General features: G+C 40.4%; 20 protein-coding genes and 1 other annotated feature. All 20 genes read left to right on the forward strand.

The window, feature by feature from the left end:
* Positions 1-148 precede the first annotated feature (148 nt).
* Positions 149-280 (forward strand) — a sequence feature (ribosomal protein L20 leader region).
* Between the two features lie 15 nt (positions 281-295).
* Positions 296-826: a translation initiation factor IF-3 gene (gene infC / locus ATE34_RS02580; RefSeq protein WP_007521573.1), complete on the forward strand. Its 531-nt coding sequence runs from the start codon at positions 296-298 to the stop codon at positions 824-826.
* A gap of 32 nt (positions 827-858) precedes the next feature.
* Positions 859-1,059 carry a 50S ribosomal protein L35 gene (rpmI, locus tag ATE34_RS02585; protein WP_001125942.1) on the forward strand — a complete coding sequence of 67 codons (201 nt, stop codon included), beginning with the start codon at positions 859-861 and terminating at the stop codon, positions 1,057-1,059.
* Between the two features lie 51 nt (positions 1,060-1,110).
* Complete coding sequence (gene rplT, locus ATE34_RS02590; protein WP_000124834.1) at positions 1,111-1,470, forward strand: 50S ribosomal protein L20; 360 nt, start codon at positions 1,111-1,113, stop codon at positions 1,468-1,470.
* A gap of 57 nt (positions 1,471-1,527) precedes the next feature.
* Positions 1,528-1,908, forward strand: coding sequence for a lactoylglutathione lyase (gene gloA / locus ATE34_RS02595; RefSeq protein ID WP_000157146.1), 381 nt, complete (start codon positions 1,528-1,530; stop codon positions 1,906-1,908).
* A 247-nt stretch (positions 1,909-2,155) separates the two neighbouring features.
* The gene (locus ATE34_RS02600; RefSeq protein WP_084910977.1) at positions 2,156-2,956 is read left to right on the forward strand and encodes a dihydroorotate dehydrogenase electron transfer subunit; all 801 of its coding nucleotides are present in this window, start codon (positions 2,156-2,158) and stop codon (positions 2,954-2,956) included.
* The gene (locus tag ATE34_RS02605) at positions 2,919-3,905 is read left to right on the forward strand and encodes a dihydroorotate dehydrogenase (protein ID WP_180382658.1); all 987 of its coding nucleotides are present in this window, start codon (positions 2,919-2,921) and stop codon (positions 3,903-3,905) included. Before ATE34_RS02600 ends, ATE34_RS02605 begins: the two co-directional genes overlap by 38 nt.
* 110 nt (positions 3,906-4,015) lie before the next feature.
* On the forward strand, positions 4,016-6,268 hold the full coding sequence (locus ATE34_RS02610) for a glucosaminidase domain-containing protein (RefSeq protein ID WP_084910981.1): 2,253 nt from the start codon (positions 4,016-4,018) through the stop codon (positions 6,266-6,268).
* A 171-nt stretch (positions 6,269-6,439) separates the two neighbouring features.
* The gene (locus tag ATE34_RS02615; protein ID WP_084910983.1) at positions 6,440-7,483 is read left to right on the forward strand and encodes a DNA/RNA non-specific endonuclease; all 1,044 of its coding nucleotides are present in this window, start codon (positions 6,440-6,442) and stop codon (positions 7,481-7,483) included.
* Between the two features lie 114 nt (positions 7,484-7,597).
* Positions 7,598-8,413, forward strand: coding sequence for an EbhA (locus ATE34_RS02620; protein ID WP_084910985.1), 816 nt, complete (start codon positions 7,598-7,600; stop codon positions 8,411-8,413).
* A gap of 113 nt (positions 8,414-8,526) precedes the next feature.
* On the forward strand, positions 8,527-8,763 hold the full coding sequence (locus ATE34_RS02625; protein ID WP_049479736.1) for a DUF2829 domain-containing protein: 237 nt from the start codon (positions 8,527-8,529) through the stop codon (positions 8,761-8,763).
* On the forward strand, positions 8,756-9,454 hold the full coding sequence (locus ATE34_RS02630) for a 3-oxoacyl-ACP reductase (protein WP_084910987.1): 699 nt from the start codon (positions 8,756-8,758) through the stop codon (positions 9,452-9,454). Before ATE34_RS02625 ends, ATE34_RS02630 begins: the two co-directional genes overlap by 8 nt.
* Positions 9,455-9,496: 42 nt before the next feature.
* On the forward strand, positions 9,497-9,832 hold the full coding sequence (locus tag ATE34_RS02635; RefSeq protein ID WP_084910989.1) for a hypothetical protein: 336 nt from the start codon (positions 9,497-9,499) through the stop codon (positions 9,830-9,832).
* 16 nt (positions 9,833-9,848) lie between these two features.
* A complete protein-coding gene (locus ATE34_RS02640; protein ID WP_084910991.1) occupies positions 9,849-10,271 on the forward strand; it encodes an SMI1/KNR4 family protein in 423 nt (140 codons plus the stop codon).
* A 17-nt stretch (positions 10,272-10,288) separates the two neighbouring features.
* Positions 10,289-10,624 carry a DUF7716 domain-containing protein gene (locus tag ATE34_RS02645; protein ID WP_084910993.1) on the forward strand — a complete coding sequence of 112 codons (336 nt, stop codon included), beginning with the start codon at positions 10,289-10,291 and terminating at the stop codon, positions 10,622-10,624.
* A 60-nt stretch (positions 10,625-10,684) separates the two neighbouring features.
* The gene (locus ATE34_RS02650; protein ID WP_084910995.1) at positions 10,685-11,290 is read left to right on the forward strand and encodes a DUF6707 family protein; all 606 of its coding nucleotides are present in this window, start codon (positions 10,685-10,687) and stop codon (positions 11,288-11,290) included.
* 43 nt (positions 11,291-11,333) lie between these two features.
* The gene (locus ATE34_RS02655) at positions 11,334-12,182 is read left to right on the forward strand and encodes a putative PEP-binding protein (protein ID WP_142357478.1); all 849 of its coding nucleotides are present in this window, start codon (positions 11,334-11,336) and stop codon (positions 12,180-12,182) included.
* The gene (locus tag ATE34_RS02660) at positions 12,179-12,619 is read left to right on the forward strand and encodes an ASCH domain-containing protein (RefSeq protein WP_000188804.1); all 441 of its coding nucleotides are present in this window, start codon (positions 12,179-12,181) and stop codon (positions 12,617-12,619) included. The genes ATE34_RS02655 and ATE34_RS02660 overlap by 4 nt, the downstream gene beginning before the upstream one ends.
* A 122-nt stretch (positions 12,620-12,741) precedes the next feature.
* Entirely contained in the window at positions 12,742-15,288 is a 2,547-nt protein-coding gene (locus ATE34_RS02665) for a M1 family metallopeptidase (RefSeq protein ID WP_084910999.1), read from the forward strand.
* Between the two features lie 109 nt (positions 15,289-15,397).
* A complete protein-coding gene (gene ciaR, locus ATE34_RS02670; RefSeq protein WP_000590630.1) occupies positions 15,398-16,072 on the forward strand; it encodes a two-component system response regulator CiaR in 675 nt (224 codons plus the stop codon).
* Positions 16,062-17,399 carry a sensor histidine kinase gene (locus ATE34_RS02675; RefSeq protein ID WP_061598557.1) on the forward strand — a complete coding sequence of 446 codons (1,338 nt, stop codon included), beginning with the start codon at positions 16,062-16,064 and terminating at the stop codon, positions 17,397-17,399. The genes ciaR and ATE34_RS02675 overlap by 11 nt, the downstream gene beginning before the upstream one ends.
* Positions 17,400-17,436: the final 37 nt, after the last annotated feature.

Below are 17,436 nucleotides of genomic sequence, written 5' to 3' on the forward strand. Positions count from 1 at the left end.
ACGGAAGGTGAGGAAAAAACTAACAGAGGGAGGGAACCAACTAGGTTCTCTCTTTTTGATGCGGACATCAAGAAGAAAACAGAAAGTTTTTTGAAAAAATGACTTTTTATCTTGACAAGGGATAGAAAACTTGGTATCATATAAAAGTTGAGAAAAGCAGAAGTGAGAGCTTCTCGCCTTGTGACATTAAGTTGCCTGGCCCTACGGATGAAAAGTTTCTAAGAAACGCTATCATAACGTGCGGGCTTGTATCATTACGAGTCCGCTCTTGTTTTTCTCTAATAATAAAAAAGAGGTGAAAACCATAGCAAAGCAAGACTTATTCATCAATGATGAAATTCGTGTACGTGAAGTTCGCTTGATCGGTCTTGAGGGAGAACAGCTAGGCATCAAGCCACTCAGCGAAGCGCAAGCATTGGCTGATAGTGCAAATGTTGACTTGGTATTGATTCAACCCCAAGCAAAACCACCTGTTGCTAAAATTATGGACTACGGTAAGTTCAAATTTGAGTACCAGAAGAAACAAAAAGAGCAACGCAAAAAACAAAGCGTTGTGACCGTGAAAGAAGTTCGTTTGAGTCCAGTTATCGATAAGGGTGATTTCGAAACGAAACTTCGCAATGCTCGCAAGTTCCTTGAAAAAGGGAACAAAGTTAAGGTATCCATTCGCTTTAAAGGGCGTATGATCACCCATAAAGAGATTGGTGCAAAAGTTTTAGCCGAGTTTGCTGAGGCAACACAAGATATTGCGATCATCGAACAACGAGCTAAGATGGATGGACGCCAAATGTTCATGCAGTTGGCGCCAGCAACTGACAAAAAATAAGTGTCAGAAAGTTAAATAAAGGAGAAAAAATCATGCCAAAACAAAAAACACACCGCGCATCAGCTAAACGTTTCAAACGTACAGGTTCTGGTGGACTTAAACGTTTCCGTGCTTACACTTCTCACCGTTTCCACGGAAAAACTAAGAAACAACGTCGTCATCTTCGTAAAGCATCTATGGTGCATTCAGGAGATTTCAAACGTATCAAAGCAATGCTTACTCGCTTGAAATAATAGCCTAACAGTAAGTAAACAATTCTAGGAAATATTTGGAGGAAATAAAACATGGCACGTGTTAAAGGTGGCGTTGTATCACGCAAACGTCGTAAACGTATTCTTAAATTAGCAAAAGGTTACTATGGAGCTAAACACATCTTGTTCCGTACTGCAAAAGAACAAGTAATGAACTCTTACTATTATGCATACCGTGACCGTCGTCAAAAGAAACGTGACTTCCGCAAATTGTGGATCACTCGTATCAACGCGGCAGCTCGTATGAACGGACTTTCATACTCACAATTGATGCATGGTTTGAAATTGGCTGAGATTGAAGTAAACCGTAAAATGCTTGCTGACTTGGCTGTTAACGATGCAGCAGCTTTCACAGCTCTTGCAGATGCAGCTAAAGCAAAACTTGGTAAATAATAATTGATAAGACTGGAACAGGATTGTCCCAGTCTTTTTAAAAATAAAGGAGAATATATGGCTTCAAAAATGCTACACACTTGCTTGCGAGTAGAAAACCTTGAAAAATCAATCGCATTTTATCAAGATGCTTTTGGTTTTAAAGAATTGCGTCGCAGGGATTTTCCAGACCATGCCTTCACGATTGTCTATCTAGGACTTGATGGTGATGATTACGAGTTGGAGTTGACCTATAACTATGACCACGGCCCTTATGTGGTAGGAGATGGTTTTGCCCATATCGCCCTCAGTACACCTGACCTTGAGGCCCTACATCAAGAACATAGCGCTAAAGGATATGAGGTGACAGCCCCTAATGGACTTCCAGGAACCCCACCAAACTATTATTTTGTCAAGGACCCTGATGGCTACAAGGTCGAAGTCATTCGTGAAAAATAATCCAGTACAGTCAAGTAGAATGTTCGTTTTCTACTTGACTTTTTTTCTTTGAAAGAGTATACTAATACAAATTTAACCTTTAAGGGGAGTCCAGAGAGACTCACAAGGTGTCAGATAAAAGGGATAGGGGACTCTCTGTGGAGACTTTTTAAGTGTGCGCATGAGTTCCGTCCTATCTCGACTGAGACCTTGCACTAGCAAGGTCTTTTCTTTATCTGGTCCCCTTAAAATTTAAGGAGGAAAAGTCATGAATCCCACATGTAAGAAGCGTTTGGGTACAATTCGTTTGGAAAGTATGAAGGTAGTTGCACAGGAGGAAATCGCGCCAGCAATCTTTGAATTAGTCCTAGAAGGAGAAATGGTTGAAGCTATGCGAGCAGGCCAATTTCTCCATCTACGTGTGCCTGATGATGCCCATCTCTTGCGCCGTCCTATTTCAATTTCGTCTATCAATAAGGATAAGAAGCAGTGTCATCTCATTTATCGGATTGAGGGTGCTGGTACAGCTATTTTTTCAACCTTACGTCAGGGAGATACTCTTGACGTGATGGGGCCTCAGGGAAATGGTTTTGACTTGTCTGATTTAGACAATCAGAGTCAAGTTCTCCTCGTTGGTGGTGGGATTGGTGTTCCGCCCTTGCTCGAAGTAGCCAAGGAATTACATGCGCGTGGGGTGAAAGTAGTGACAGTCCTCGGTTTTGCCAACAAGGATGCTGTTATTCTCGAAACCGAATTGGCCCAATATGGTCAGGTATTTGTAACGACAGATGATGGTTCTTATAGCATCAAGGGAAATGTTTCTGTTGTCATCAATGATTTAGACAGTCAATTTGATGCTGTTTACTCATGTGGGGCTCCGGGAATGATGAAGTACATCAATCAAACCTTTTATGATCATCCAAGAGCCTATCTATCTTTAGAATCTCGTATGGCTTGTGGTATGGGGGCTTGCTATGCCTGCGTTCTAAGAGTGCCAGATAGTGAGACGGTCAGCCAACGTGTCTGTGAAGATGGCCCTGTTTTCCGTACAGGAACGGTTGTATTGTAAGGAGAAAGTCATGACTACAAATCGTTTACAAGTTTCTCTACCAGGATTGGATTTGAAAAATCCCATCATTCCAGCATCAGGCTGTTTTGGTTTCGGCCAAGAGTATGCCAAGTACTATGATTTAGACCTTCTAGGCTCCATTATGATCAAGGCGACGACACTTGAACCGCGTTTTGGCAATCCAACTCCAAGGGTGGCAGAAACACCTGCTGGTATGCTCAATGCAATCGGTTTGCAAAATCCGGGTTTAGAAGCTGTTTTAGCTGAAAAGTTGCCTTGGTTGGAAAGAGAATATCCAAATCTTCCCATTATCGCAAATGTTGCAGGCTTTTCAAAAAAAGAGTACGCTGCTGTTTCTCGAGGAATTTCCAAGGCTACAAATGTAAAAGCTATCGAGCTCAATATCTCTTGTCCGAATGTGGATCACGGCAATCATGGACTTTTGATTGGGCAAGATCCTGCCTTGGCTTATGAAGTGGTAAAAGCAGCTGTGGAATCCTCTGATGTGCCAGTCTATGTCAAGCTTACTCCTAGTGTAACAGATATTGTCACCGTCGCCAAAGCCGCAGAAGATGCAGGGGCAAGTGGCTTAACCATGATCAATACTCTAGTCGGTATGCGCTTTAACCTCAAAACTAGAAAACCAATCCTAGCCAATGGAACGGGAGGGATGTCTGGACCAGCAGTTTTTCCAGTAGCCCTCAAACTCATCCGACAAGTGGCCCAAACAACTGACCTTCCTATCATTGGAATGGGGGGAGTGGATTCGGCTAAAGCTGCGCTAGAAATGTATCTGGCTGGTGCCTCTGCTATCGGAGTTGGAACAGCCAACTTTACCAATCCTTACGCTTGTCCTGATATCATCGAACATCTACCAAAAGTCATGGACAAATATGGCATTAGCAGCTTGGAAGAACTTCGTCGAGAAGTTAAAGCCAGTCTGAGATAAACTAGGTTTTCCTTATCGTCAACAAGAAATAGAATCTTCATCAATTTGTAATATTTCCGTCGGTTAACTATGTTACAATAGGGTTTAGAAAACGTTATTGGAGCATTTAAATGAAACGATGGAAAGTGGCCCTAGTAAGTGCTGGCTTATTGGGGTGTTTTTTTACTGTAGTGGAGACAGCAAGAGCTGAAGAAGGTACATGGCAAGGAAAGACCTACCTCAAAGCTGATGGAAAACCAGTAACCAACCAATGGCTTTTTGACCAAACGCATCAGAACTGGTTTTATCTTAAAGATGATGGTCAACGTGCGGAAAACGGTTGGTTGACTGTTGCTGGTAAGGACTACTATTTTGATGCTAATGGAATCTTGGCTACAAATACTTGGGTCAACCAATATTATGTCAATGCTAATGGTGCCAAGGCCAAGGACCAGTGGCTTTTTGACCAAGAAGGACAGAGTTGGCTTTACCTCAAGGCTGATGGTCAGAAAGCTCAAAATGAGTGGATTCAACAAGGTCAGGAAAAATATTACCTTAAAGAAGACGGGAAAATGGCCAAAGATGAGTGGATCACTCAAGGGGAGAACCAATACTACATCAATTCACAAGGTAAAATGCTGAAAAGTGCTTGGCTTGGCAAGAACTATTTGTCAGAAAATGGTAAAAAGGTCAAACAAGGTTGGATCTATGATGACAACTATAGCAGTTGGTTCTACATTCAACAAGATGGTACCTATGCTGAAAATGGCTGGCAAACCATAGATGGGAAGGACTACCATTTCAAATCAGGCGGTTATCTTTCTACTGAACGTTGGATTGACCGCTTCTATGTTGCTAAAAGTGGAGCTAAATTGAAATCGGAATGGCTCTTTGATAAGAATTATGATTCTTGGTTTTACTTGAAAGCTGATGGTAGCTATGCCGAAAAAGGCTGGGAAACGATTAAAGGTAAAGATTACCATTTCAAATTTGGAGGCTATCTTTCTACTGAACGTTGGATTGACCGCTTCTATGTTGCTAAGAGTGGAGCTAAACTGAAATCGGAATGGCTCTTTGACAAGAATTATAACTCATGGTTTTACTTGAAAGCTGACGGAACCTATGCTGAAAAAGGTTGGCAAATCATCAAAGGTAAGGATTACCATTTCAAATCCGGTGGCTACCTCTCCACAGAAACTTGGATTGACCGCAGTTATGTGACGAGTAGTGGAGCAAAAGCTGGTAAAGGTTGGCTCTTTGACAAGAATTATAACTCATGGTTCTATATCAACTCTGATGGAAATTATGCCAATAAAGAATGGATATGGGATAATGGTTACTACTATCTCAAATCAGGCGGTTATATGGCTGCAAGTGAGTGGGTGTGGTACAAGAACAATTGGTTCTACCTCAAGTCAAATGGGAAGATGGCTGAGAAAGAATTAATCTATGATTCATCCGATCAATCATGGCACTACCTTAAATCAGGCGGTTACATGGCAAAAAACGAGACTGTAGATGGTCATACCTTGGATGCCTCAGGTAAATGGCATGTTGCGGATAAAACCAAATATTACAAAGTTAAACCAATCACAGCCTATGTCTATAGTGCATCTGGAGATATCTTGAGTTACATTAACCAAGGAAGCATCGTTTCACTGGATAGCTCTACTCGAAAAGGTGGCCGACTTGCAGTTTCGATTTCTGGCTTGTCTGGCTATATGAATCAAAGTGATTTGACAGCAGTGGATGAAGGAAGCGAGTTTATCCCTCATTATACTAGTGATGGGAAATTCCTCTACCATGAACTCTCTCCATACACGAGTATCAAAGTAGCTCCACACACATCTGCTATGGTTATTGGTAAGAAGTACTACTCAACTGACGGGGAGCATTTTGATGGCTTTACCATTAAAAATCCTTTCCTCTATAAAAACTTGAGAGAACCAAGTAATTATAGTGCAGCTGAATTGGATAAACTGTATTCGATGATGAACTTGCAGGATAGTCCTCTAGCAGGTAAAGGAGCGACTTTCAAAGAGGCTGAGGAACGTTACGGTGTCAATGCCCTTTACTTGATGGCCCATAGTGCCCTTGAAAGTGCTTGGGGTCGCAGTCAAATTTCCAGAGATAAGAACAACTTCTTTGGTATTGCGGCTTATGATACTAGCCCATATCTCTCAGCCAAAAGCTTTGATAATGTGGACAAAGGAATTCTTGGAGCGGCCAAGTGGATTCGTGAGAATTACTTTGACTATGGCAGAGACCACCTTGGAAATAAAGCAACCGGGATGAATGTTCGCTATGCTTCTGATCCATACTGGGGTGAGAAGATAGCCAGCATCATGATGACCATCAATAGCAAACTTGGTGGGAAAGACTAATCAAAAGAAATCAACGGTAACTACTGAAAAGTGGTTATCGTTTTTGTTTTAAACATTGGAGGAGAAATAGTATAATAACAGTCTCTTTATTCTTGAATAATTAACAAAATGATAGTAGAATGAAAGAGGAGATATTAATCTAATCACTATATAAAAATAAAGGAGATTTTTATGAAAAAGCTACTATCTTTCTCAATTGCCTTGCTTTCGATCACAACACTAGTTGCTTGTTCTGGACATAAGGTAGAACAAACAGTTCCAGAAGAAAAAATTGAACAGAAGCAAATTAAGTTTGATGAGAAGTTGTTTAAAGAAGCTGGACTTTTGCCTTTTAAAAATGAAAAGCAGCTAGAACTTGGAGAATTGGATTCTAAATCACGCGCAACGGGTGCTCATATTCAACTTAAGGACAGAGATGAGCCAAATGAGAAGAGAGAGCCTAAGATAAGTTATAACCCGGTTGGTTGGCATAACTATAATTTTTACTATGGAGATGGTTCTAAAAAGGCATGGTTAATGAATCGAGGTCATTTGATTGGGTACCAGTTTAGTGGATTGAATGATGAAAAGAAAAACTTGGTTCCTATGACTAACTGGCTCAATGCTGGAACATATTATGGAACAGATAACACTAATCAAGAAAGCATGCTTTACTATGAAAATCGATTGGACTCCTGGTTGGCCAATCATCCGAACTACTATCTTGACTACAAGGTGACCCCAATCTATCAAAAAGATGAGTTGATTCCGAGACAAATTGAATTACAGTATGTGGGAATAGATGAAAATGGCAAACTCTTGGAAATCAAGTTAGGTGGTAGTAAGGAAAAGGTTGATCAGTATTCAGTGACGCATGTCGTTTTAGACAATGTTTCAGCTAATGCGGAAATCAATTATTTGGATGGTACTGCCAAAAATACAGTTGAAAACAAAGAAGAAAAAGCTAAGAAAGAAGCTGAGGAAAAAGCCAAGAAGGAAGCTGAGGAAAAAGCCAAGAAAGAGGCTGAGGAAAAAGAAGCAGCTGAAAAGAAAGCAAAAGAAGAAGAGCAAGAAAAAGCTCGCCAAGCCGCACAAGAAAAGGAAGAAAGCCAGGAATCAAACTCGCAATCAACAAATTCAGGTGGCTACTTCAGAGATAGAAAAGGGAGATGGCACAGACCAAATGGTAAATTTGCTTCTAAGAAAGAAATCAGAGAAGCTGGATTGCAGTGGTAGGAAGAATTTAGTAGATATACAGTCAAAAAGCCGTTGGAAAACGGTTTTTTTGTTGCTTGTTTTGATGTATTATAGTAAAATTGTGAAGATATTAAATACTTTTTGGAGATTGAAATGAAGAAAAAAATAATGATATTGTCAATGTGTCTCATCATAGGAATTTCTGGCATGGGCTACTATTTCTTGTCCTATGCGCCACATCAAGCTGCTGTAACTAAGTTTGAAGATGTAGTAAAGGATTTAAATGAAAAAAATAAAGAAGTTGAAGATCAAATAGCTGAGGCTGAAAAGGTTGTTGATAATGATGAAGAACCTCTTGATTCTAAGACATTGGAAGAATTGAAATCAACTATAAAGGATAGCAAAGATTCACTTCGTAAAGTACCAGAAATAGAGAAAGCGACTGCTAAGATTGAGAAGCAAATTGAAGAATTAAGTCAACCATTAGATTATAGTGAAACAAAAAAGAATTTATCTGAAAAATTGATTCACTATCAAAATAGCATTCTTCAATTAAAACAAATTACAAATCCTTCAAGTTCTTTTATCGAAGAAAGACTCAAAGAAATTGAATCAATTACTGGAGTACAATCTGTTACGGAGGATAATGACCCTAATAAAAAATTAAATAAACAAGGTGGGTATACAGCGTCTGTATATTTTGTTGACAAGCAAGTGAATGAATCTGTAGAGGGCTCAGATATTGTTCAAAAAGGTAATGATGCTGGTGGAAATATAGAGGTTTATAAGACAAAAGAAGATGCAGAAAAGCGCAATACTTATATTAGTGCTTTTGATGGAACTGCTTTAAATCCGGGATCCCACTATGTTTATGGAACTGTTTTAATTCGTACTTCACACTATTTAACAGGAACGCAACAGAAAGAACTGACTGAGAAAATCTACAATAAATTAATTGAACTGAAATAATAAAAAAATTGGATAGCTATTTGTTTTATTGCACTAAGATACAGTCAAAAAGCCGTTGGAAAACGGTTTTTTGTTATAATTAAATTAAGAATGTAGCATTAAAGGAGAACAACATGACTTTTGAAGAAATCTTGCCTGGATTAAAGGCTAAGAAAAAATATGTACGAACTGGCTGGGGAGGGGCTGAAAACTATGTCCAACTCTTTGACACTATCGAGCAAAATGGGATTGCACTTGAAGTGACGCCTTATTTCCTAATCAATGTGTCTGGAGAAGGGGAAGGTTTTTCCATGTGGAGCCCGACACCTTGTGATGTTTTGGCGACGGATTGGGTAGAAGTGCATGACTAGACGTGTATTGATTACGGGAGTAAGTTCAGGGATTGGTCTGGCTCAAGCTCGACTCTTTTTAGAGAAGGGTTATCAAGTTTATGGAGTTGACCAAGGTGAAAATCCACTCTTAGAGGGTGATTTCTACTTTTTACAGAGAGATTTAACCTTGGACTTGGAGCCAATTTTTGACTGGTGTCCTCAGGTGGATGTTTTGTGCAATACTGCAGGAGTTTTGGATGATTATAAACCGCTTTTGGAACAATCAGCTCAGGAAATTCAAGAGATTTTTGAAATCAACTACGTGACTCCTGTTGAGTTGACTCGTTATTATTTGACACAAATGCTGGAAAGTAAAAAGGGAATCATTATCAATATGTGTTCGATTGCTTCGAGCCTAGCTGGTGGAGGTGGTCACGCCTATACCTCGTCTAAGCATGCCTTAGCTGGCTTTACCAAGCAGTTGGCTCTAGACTATGCAGAAGCTGGGATTCAGGTCTTTGGTATCGCTCCGGGAGCGGTCAAGACAGCTATGACCGCTGCGGACTTTGAGCCAGGTGGGTTGGCTGACTGGGTAGCCAATGAAACGCCAATAAAGCGCTGGATTGAGCCAAGTGAAATTGCAAAAGTCAGTCTCTTTTTAGCTAGCGGTCACGCATCTGCCATGCAAGGACAAATTCTGACCATTGATGGTGGTTGGAGTTTGAAGTGATGCTTTGGTACAGTTTGCATTGTTCACTATTGGAGGTTAAAGATGGAACAAGATATATTTGGATTTGAGTTTCCAAGTTTCTACCATCAGTTTTTATTGGAATGGGACGAAGTAGATCCTTATGAGATTGGTGACTCAGGTATCTGTTTGTATGCCAAGGAGGATCTACAAGAGCGTAATGAGACCTATCAGATAGAAGTAGATGAACCAGACTTCTTTTTGATTGGTCAAGAGGGAGATTTGGCCTACTTTATCAAGAAAAATGCTGATGATTCCATTTATGAGAATGATTTGGGTGCTTTGGGCTCTTTAGAAATGCAAACAGTTGCTACAACTGTCTATGACTTTATTGACAAGGTCTTAGAAGAAAGATTGTAAAACCGGAGGGATAATTATGCTAAGAGCAACAGATGCGAATGAGCCAATTACAAGAGAAGATCTTTTACAATTTGAGGAGAACCTTGGAAAGAAATTGCCCGAATCCATGTTAAACTTTTATCTTCAGTACAATGGTGGTCACTCTTGTGTGTCTGGTGTTCATGATGACAAACATCTCTTTCCTTTTAATGCTTTTTATTCACTAGAGGAGATGGAGAAGGCCCTCAACTGGTTTGATGATGAGGTTGTTCCAGCAGGATTTAAGGCTAAAGACCTCCTTCATTTTGCCTATGATCCTGGGTCTGGCAACTATGCTCTGTCTCTAAGGGAAGAAGATTATGGTAAGGTTTACTACTATGTTTTAGAAGAAAGAGCCGAAATTTTCGGTCAATGGTTTTCATTTGAGGAATTTTTAAACTCTTTTGTGGAAGATGAGTAGAAATAAAAGGAGCAATCATGCCTAAACACCAATTCTTTTCACTAGCAGATATTTTAGAGCAAGTTCGCGTGGAACAGCTAGCTTCAGATGATTTTTGTCTTTACGGACGGGATGAGGGTGACTTAACACTTGATAGTCTTTATCTGATTTCTGATTATCCAGATGTAGTTGATGATAAAGATGTCTACCCTGTGGAAGTAGTAGAGAGAAATCTTAATCTGGTATATTATGGTGAACAGTTGATTGATGTTTTGATTGTAGCCTTGGATGAAAAGCCAGACGCAAGCCCCCATGACTTGGTCGATGCATTGAATTACTATAATCGGAATGATACGTTTATGCCCTTTTCCTAGTAACTAAGCTGGATTTACATAGTTCCATTTAAGTATAGGCGAATACAGTAAGGAGTTAAAATGAAGCTGACAGAAGTATTTGAGCTAGTGGAAAATCATCCAGATTTAAAACCCTATGTAGAAAAAATATTAAAAAAGTACAAGAAGACCAACTGTTCCTATCTTGAGTCTCTTAATCACCTTGCTTATTTACTCTATCTATATGGTCAAAAAGAACTAGCTAAAAAGTTGTTAGATATTGTGCTACAAATTCCCTTTGAAGGAGATTATAATAGTTGGACCTTTGTTGAGAGTTCGATAGTCTTGTTGGCCTATATGGAAAAGCAGACGGAAAATCAGGTATCCATCTATCAAAATCTCCTTTTAAGTCCACAAGATTCTGGGGAGGAATCAACTAGAAAAATAAGAAGGAGAGTACATCAGAGATTTTTGAATGGTGATACTTTGGAACAAAAGCTTGCAAAAATCGAGCAAGCTTCGACCTTTACATCTGAAATTGAATGGCGCTTACTTTACTTAGCAGACTTGTTAAAACTTCAGTTGTTTAGTGCGGAATCAACTCTGGACGAGGCGGATATCCAGTCTAAAATAGAAGAACAAATCGAAAGATTACAAAGCTTTATCAAGGAGCAAGGTATTGTTAGCCTTTTCCCTTTTAAGGGATGAGGAAGTGTGGCTAAATTTGAAGGATGGAAAGAGGTGAATGGCTATGAATAACCAACTAGCTCTTAGTGGCGAAAAAATTGTTGAAAAGGTTCATCCTAAAATATTCCACCATATTGGCATGATTCGTGGGGAATACTTACTGAGAGAGCTCAATCAAAACATCCTATTAGCAAGTTGTCAGCAATTTATAAAAGATTATCTAGACACCATTTGCTCCTTGTACTCAGATGAAGAGGTTTGGTATCGTTTTTCAGAATTAACGAATACAGAAGCTAATTGTCTAAAGGGGACTAAAGAGTATTTGGATGAAAATCATCCCTTGTTTGGATACAGAGGAACTAGGCGTTTACTGACGTGTCCGGATGAATTTCAGGCTGAGGCAATTGTCGTTACAGAAGTTTATCAAACAAATCCCAATCTATCTGTTATTTTTCCTTTTGTCAATGATGCCGACCAATTAAAACAAGCTATTACAGTATTGCGTCAGCATGGTTTTACTGGGAAAGTTGCCACGATGATTGAATTACCGTCAGCTTATTTTGACTTGGACAGGATACTGGAAGCTGGTGTTTCAAAGATTATAGTTGGAATGAATGATTTGACCTCTTTTGTTTTTGCGACAGTGAGAAATAGTCAATGGCATGATATGGAAAGTCCAATTATGTTAAATCTGCTGAGACAGATGCAGGACAAAGCAAGGATGAAAAAGATTGACTTTGCTGTAGCAGGCTATCTGAATGATTCTTTCATACAACAAATGAATCAGATGGGTATCAAATGCATTATCCACTACAGTTCTATTCCAGAGATTTTTAATTTAGAGATTGACCATCCAGAACACCTCAAACGTGTAAAAAAAGTAAGTAAAAAATTACAAAGGAGCAACCCATGACACCGCAAGAAATGTGGAAAGCATACAAGCAAATCAACTCCTCTATCGGCGATGAGATAGATGCCTGGGCTTTTGGAGTGCAAGCCGATCTCTTGGCAGACTTAGTTCTAAGAGGCGAAAAGACAGCAACCGCCTCAGCCTATGATCTTTATGCAGTTGATAACGAACCACTTCCACGAGAAGGAACATTTGACGTCATTTTAGATGGCCAAGATCGGGCTGTCTGCATTGTCGAAATTACAAAGGTTTCCGTTCAGCCTTTCAATCAAGTTTCTGCTGAACATGCTTTTAAGGAAGGGGAAGGTGATAAATCCCTAGCCTATTGGCGTCAGGTTCATGAAGACTGTTTCGCCGAGTGGCTGAGAGAGGTTGGGCTGGCTTTTACACCTGACAGCAAAGTTGTTTTGGAAGAATTTCGCAAGGTTTACCCTCTGTAGACAGATGGAAGGAAGAAAGTTTTGGAAATCACCGTCCAATCCTTTTTTCTCAAGCAAAACATGATATAATAAGTTTGTTTGAAGAAGAGTAGCAGCTCTTAAACTTAGAATAGGAGAAAACTATGCAAGCAGTTGAACATTTTATTACCCAATTTGTTCCTGAACATTATGATTTATTTTTAGACTTGAGTCGTGAGACCAAAACGTTTTCTGGTAAGGTGACCATTACTGGTCAAGCACAGAGTGACCGTATTTCCCTTCACCAAAAAGACTTGGAAATCGCTTCTGTAGATGTTGCGGGTCAAGCTCGTCCATTTACAGTGGATCATGAAAATGAAGCCCTTCATATCGAGTTGGCTGAGGCTGGTCAAGTTGAATTGGTTATTGCTTTTTCAGGAAAAATCACAGACAATATGACAGGGATTTACCCTTCATACTACACAGTTGATGGTGTCAAGAAGGAGGTCTTGTCTACCCAGTTCGAGAGCCATTTCGCACGCGAAGCCTTCCCATGTGTGGATGAGCCAGAAGCCAAAGCAACCTTTGATCTCGCTCTTCGTTTTGACCAAGCAGAAGGTGAACTGGCCTTGTCAAACATGCCAGAGACTGACGTTGAAAACCGTAAGGAAACAGGCATCTGGAAGTTTGAAACAACACCTCGCATGTCATCTTATTTGTTGGCTTTTGTCGCTGGTGATTTGCAAGGGGTAACCGCTAAAACCAAGAATGGTACCCTCGTAGGTGTCTACTCTACCAAAGCCCATCCACTTTCTAACCTTGAATTCTCACTAGACATCGCTGTTCGCTCAATCGAGTTTTACGAAGATTACTACGGAGTTAAATATCCAATCCCTCAATCTCTTCATATCGCCCTCCCTGACTTCTCAGCAGGTGCTATGGAAAACTGGGGTCTGGTAACCTACCGTGAAGTTTACTTGGTTGTGGATGAGAACTCAACCTTTGCTAGCCGCCAACAAGTTGCCCTTGTCATCGCCCACGAACTTGCCCATCAATGGTTTGGGAACCTCGTGACTATGAAATGGTGGGATGACCTTTGGCTCAATGAAAGCTTCGCAAACATGATGGAATACGTCTGTGTGGATGCCATCGAACCAAGTTGGAATATCTTTGAGGACTTCCAAACAGGTGGGGTGCCAGGAGCTCTTAAACGCGATGCGACGGATGGCGTTCAGTCTGTTCACGTTGAAGTCAAACACCCGGATGAAATCAATACCCTCTTTGACGGAGCTATCGTCTATGCCAAAGGAAGCCGTCTCATGCACATGCTTCGTCGTTGGCTAGGAGATGCTGATTTTGCTAAAGGGTTGCATGCCTACTTTGAAAAGCACCAGTACAGCAACACCATCGGTCGTGACCTTTGGAATGCTCTCGGACAAGCATCAGGACGTGATGTTGCAGCCTTCATGGATTCTTGGTTGGAACAACCTGGTTACCCAGTCCTTACTGTCAAAGTTGAAAATGATGTCTTGAAGATTTCACAAAAACAATTCTTTATCGGTGAGCACGAAGACAAGAACCGTCTCTGGGTTGTGCCACTCAACAGCAACTGGAAAGGTTTGCCAGATACACTCGAAACTGAAAGTATTGAAATCCCTGGCTACGCAGCTCTTCTTGCTGAAAATAAAGGAGCTCTTCGTCTCAACACTGAAAATACAGCCCACTACATTACCGACTATCAAGGAGACTTGTTAGATGCCGTTCTTGCTGATCTAGAGACACTTGATAACACAAGCAAACTGCAAATCGTTCAAGAACGTCGTTTGTTGGCTGAGGCAGGTCATATTTCTTATGCAGACTTGCTCCCAGTCCTTGATAAACTAGCTAAGGAAGAGTCTTACTTGGTAGTTTCAGCTGTATCTCAAGTGATTGCTGCCCTTGAGCGCTTTATCGATGAAGGAACAGAAACTGAGAAAGCCTTTAACACACTCGTTGCTAAACTGGCTCGTCACAACTATGACCGTCTTGGTTTTGAAGCCAAAGATGGTGAATCAGATGAAGACGAATTGGTTCGTCAGTTGACCATTTCCATGATGATTCGGTCAAATGATGCAGGAGCTAGTCAAGTTGCTAGCCAAATCTTTGCAGCTCACAAGGAAAATCTTGCAGGACTTCCAGCAGTCATCCGTGCACAAGTTCTCATCAATGAAATGAAACACCATGAGACCAAGGACTTGGTCGCAACTTATCTGGACCTCTACACTCATGCCACAGATGCTGTCTTCAAACGCCAGTTGGCAGCTGCTCTTGCCTACAGCACAGATGCTGATAATATCCAAACCTTGATTCGTTCATGGAAGGATAAGTTTGTTGTGAAACCACAAGACTTGTCTGCTTGGTATTACCAGTTCCTAGATCATCAAACAACTCAAGAAACTGTTTGGGTATGGGCGCGTGAAAACTGGGATTGGATCAAGGCAGCTCTTGGAGGAGATATGAGCTTTGATAGCTTTGTTATCCTACCTGCCCATGTATTTAAGACTGAGCAACGCTTGGCAGAGTACAAGGAATTCTTTGAGCCACAGCTCTCTGACCTTGCTCTTAGCCGTAACATTCGCATGGGGATCAAGGATATCACAGCACGTGTTGACTTGATTAAGCGTGAGAAAGCAGCAGTAGAAACTGTTGTAGTCCAATATGCCAAAGCTTAATTCGTTCGAAATGTAAACAAAAACTCAACTTTCTATCTGAAAAGAAGAGAGAGTTGAGTTTTTTTTAAGGCAATTTTGGTATAATAATCATAACAAGGAGGAGTTTCTGATGATAAAAATCTTATTAGTAGAAGATGACCTGGGCCTGTCAAATTCAGTATTTGACTTTTTAGATGATTTTGCAGATGTCATGCAGGTCTTTGATGGAGAAGAAGGTCTCTACGAAGCTGAAAGTGGCGTCTATGACTTGATTTTGCTTGACCTGATGTTGCCTGAAAAAAATGGATTCCAAGTCTTGAAAGAGTTGCGCGAAAAAGGAATTACAACCCCTGTCCTTATCATGACAGCCAAGGAAAGTTTAGATGACAAGGGACATGGTTTTGAGTTGGGAGCGGATGACTACCTCACCAAACCTTTCTACCTAGAAGAACTCAAAATGCGGATTCAAGCTCTTCTCAAACGTTCAGGTAAGTTTAACGAAAACACCTTGACCTATGGGGATATTGTCGTCAACCTTTCAACGAATGAAGTGAAGGTGGAAGATACTCCTGTGGAATTACTCGGAAAAGAGTTTGAGTTATTGGTTTACTTCCTTCAAAATCAAAATGTCATTCTTCCCAAGACACAAATTTTTGATCGTCTATGGGGATTTGATAGCGATACGACTATTTCCGTTGTAGAAGTTTATGTTTCAAAAGTTCGTAAGAAACTGAAGGGGACAGCCTTTGCTGAAAATCTTCAAACCTTGCGTAGTGTCGGGTATATTTTAAAAGATGTTCAATAAACTAAAAAAAACATGGTATGCGGATGATTTCAGCTATTTCATTCGAAACTTTGGAGTGTTCACCCTAATCTTCTCTGCTATGACCTTGATTATCCTCCAGGTCATGCACTCGAGTCTTTATACTTCTGTAGATGAAAAACTACAAGCCCTTAGCACTAGCCCTCAAGCTGTTATCCAATTAGCCCTTAATCGGGCAACTGAAGAAGTCAAAGATATTCAACCAGCAACAGCGGATGCCAGCAAGGCTGAAATCAAACCCAATGTCAGCTCCAATACGGAAGTCTTGCTCTTTGATAAGGATTTTAACCAACTCTTACTGGGCAATCGCTTTTTAGGTTTGGACAAGATCAAGCTGGACAAGAAAGAGTTGAATCACATTCGGCAAATTCAAGTTGTCAATAGCTACGGTCAGGAAGAAACCTACCGGATGATCTTGATGGAAACCAATTCATCCACTGTTTCAAGTAATGTCAAATATGCGGCGGTTTTAATCAATACTAGCCAGCTTGAGCAAATCAGCCAAAACCACGAGCATTTAATTGTTGTAGTGATGGCTAGTTTCTGGCTTCTGTCTTTAATTGCCAGTGTTTATCTGGCACGTGTCAGTGTCAAACCTTTACTGGAAAGTATGCAAAAGCAGAAGTCCTTTGTAGAAAATGCGAGTCACGAACTGAGAACGCCTTTGGCTGTTTTACAAAATCGTTTAGAGACTCTCTTTCGAAAACCAGAAGCGACGATTATGGAATCCAGCGAAAGCATTGCTTCTAGTCTTGAAGAAGTTCGCAACATGCGTTTCCTCACGACAAATCTTCTCAATCTTGCACGTCGAGATGATGGAATCAAACCAGAAATAGCAGAAGTTTCTCCACAATTCTTTAAAACAACCTTTGCTAACTATGAGTTGATTGCTTCTGAAAATGATCGTGTTTTTGAATATGAAAATCGGATTTATCGTCCCTTCATGACCGATCAGTTGCTCCTAAAACAGCTCATGACTATCTTGTTTGATAATGCTATCAAGTATACTGAAGAAGATGGAAAAATTGAGTTTGTGGTCCATGCTACGGATCGCCACCTCTATCTATCAGTAACAGATAACGGAATTGGGATCTCAGCTGCCGATAAGAAGAAAATCTTTGACCGCTTTTATCGTGTAGACAAGGCGAGAACCCGTCAGAAAGGTGGTTTTGGTCTAGGACTATCTTTGGCCAAGCAGATCGTAGATGCCTTACGAGGAACGATTACCGTTAAAGATAACAAACCTAGAGGAACGATTTTTGAAGTTAAAATTGCTATCCAATCTCCTCCCAAACGTAAGAATAAATAAAAAGACAGTTTTAAAACTGTCTTTTTTGTCAACTAGA

The organism is Streptococcus oralis subsp. tigurinus (assembly GCF_002093545.1).
In the GTDB taxonomy this organism is placed as follows: domain Bacteria; phylum Bacillota; class Bacilli; order Lactobacillales; family Streptococcaceae; genus Streptococcus; species Streptococcus oralis_C.

Coding starts and splice junctions, on each gene's coding strand:
- ATE34_RS02650 (WP_084910995.1), top strand. CDS start 10,685: ATGAAGCTGACAGAAGTATTTGAGCTAGTGGAAAATCATCCAGATTTA.
- ATE34_RS02600 (WP_084910977.1), top strand. CDS start 2,156: ATGAATCCCACATGTAAGAAGCGTTTGGGTACAATTCGTTTGGAAAGT.
- rplT (WP_000124834.1), top strand. CDS start 1,111: ATGGCACGTGTTAAAGGTGGCGTTGTATCACGCAAACGTCGTAAACGT.
- ATE34_RS02605 (WP_180382658.1), top strand. CDS start 2,919: ATGGCCCTGTTTTCCGTACAGGAACGGTTGTATTGTAAGGAGAAAGTC.
- ATE34_RS02635 (WP_084910989.1), top strand. CDS start 9,497: ATGGAACAAGATATATTTGGATTTGAGTTTCCAAGTTTCTACCATCAG.
- ATE34_RS02615 (WP_084910983.1), top strand. CDS start 6,440: ATGAAAAAGCTACTATCTTTCTCAATTGCCTTGCTTTCGATCACAACA.
- ATE34_RS02640 (WP_084910991.1), top strand. CDS start 9,849: ATGCTAAGAGCAACAGATGCGAATGAGCCAATTACAAGAGAAGATCTT.
- ATE34_RS02665 (WP_084910999.1), top strand. CDS start 12,742: ATGCAAGCAGTTGAACATTTTATTACCCAATTTGTTCCTGAACATTAT.
- ciaR (WP_000590630.1), top strand. CDS start 15,398: ATGATAAAAATCTTATTAGTAGAAGATGACCTGGGCCTGTCAAATTCA.
- ATE34_RS02625 (WP_049479736.1), top strand. CDS start 8,527: ATGACTTTTGAAGAAATCTTGCCTGGATTAAAGGCTAAGAAAAAATAT.
- ATE34_RS02675 (WP_061598557.1), top strand. CDS start 16,062: ATGTTCAATAAACTAAAAAAAACATGGTATGCGGATGATTTCAGCTAT.
- ATE34_RS02610 (WP_084910981.1), top strand. CDS start 4,016: ATGAAACGATGGAAAGTGGCCCTAGTAAGTGCTGGCTTATTGGGGTGT.
- ATE34_RS02655 (WP_142357478.1), top strand. CDS start 11,334: ATGAATAACCAACTAGCTCTTAGTGGCGAAAAAATTGTTGAAAAGGTT.
- ATE34_RS02620 (WP_084910985.1), top strand. CDS start 7,598: ATGAAGAAAAAAATAATGATATTGTCAATGTGTCTCATCATAGGAATT.
- gloA (WP_000157146.1), top strand. CDS start 1,528: ATGGCTTCAAAAATGCTACACACTTGCTTGCGAGTAGAAAACCTTGAA.
- rpmI (WP_001125942.1), top strand. CDS start 859: ATGCCAAAACAAAAAACACACCGCGCATCAGCTAAACGTTTCAAACGT.
- ATE34_RS02645 (WP_084910993.1), top strand. CDS start 10,289: ATGCCTAAACACCAATTCTTTTCACTAGCAGATATTTTAGAGCAAGTT.
- ATE34_RS02660 (WP_000188804.1), top strand. CDS start 12,179: ATGACACCGCAAGAAATGTGGAAAGCATACAAGCAAATCAACTCCTCT.
- ATE34_RS02630 (WP_084910987.1), top strand. CDS start 8,756: ATGACTAGACGTGTATTGATTACGGGAGTAAGTTCAGGGATTGGTCTG.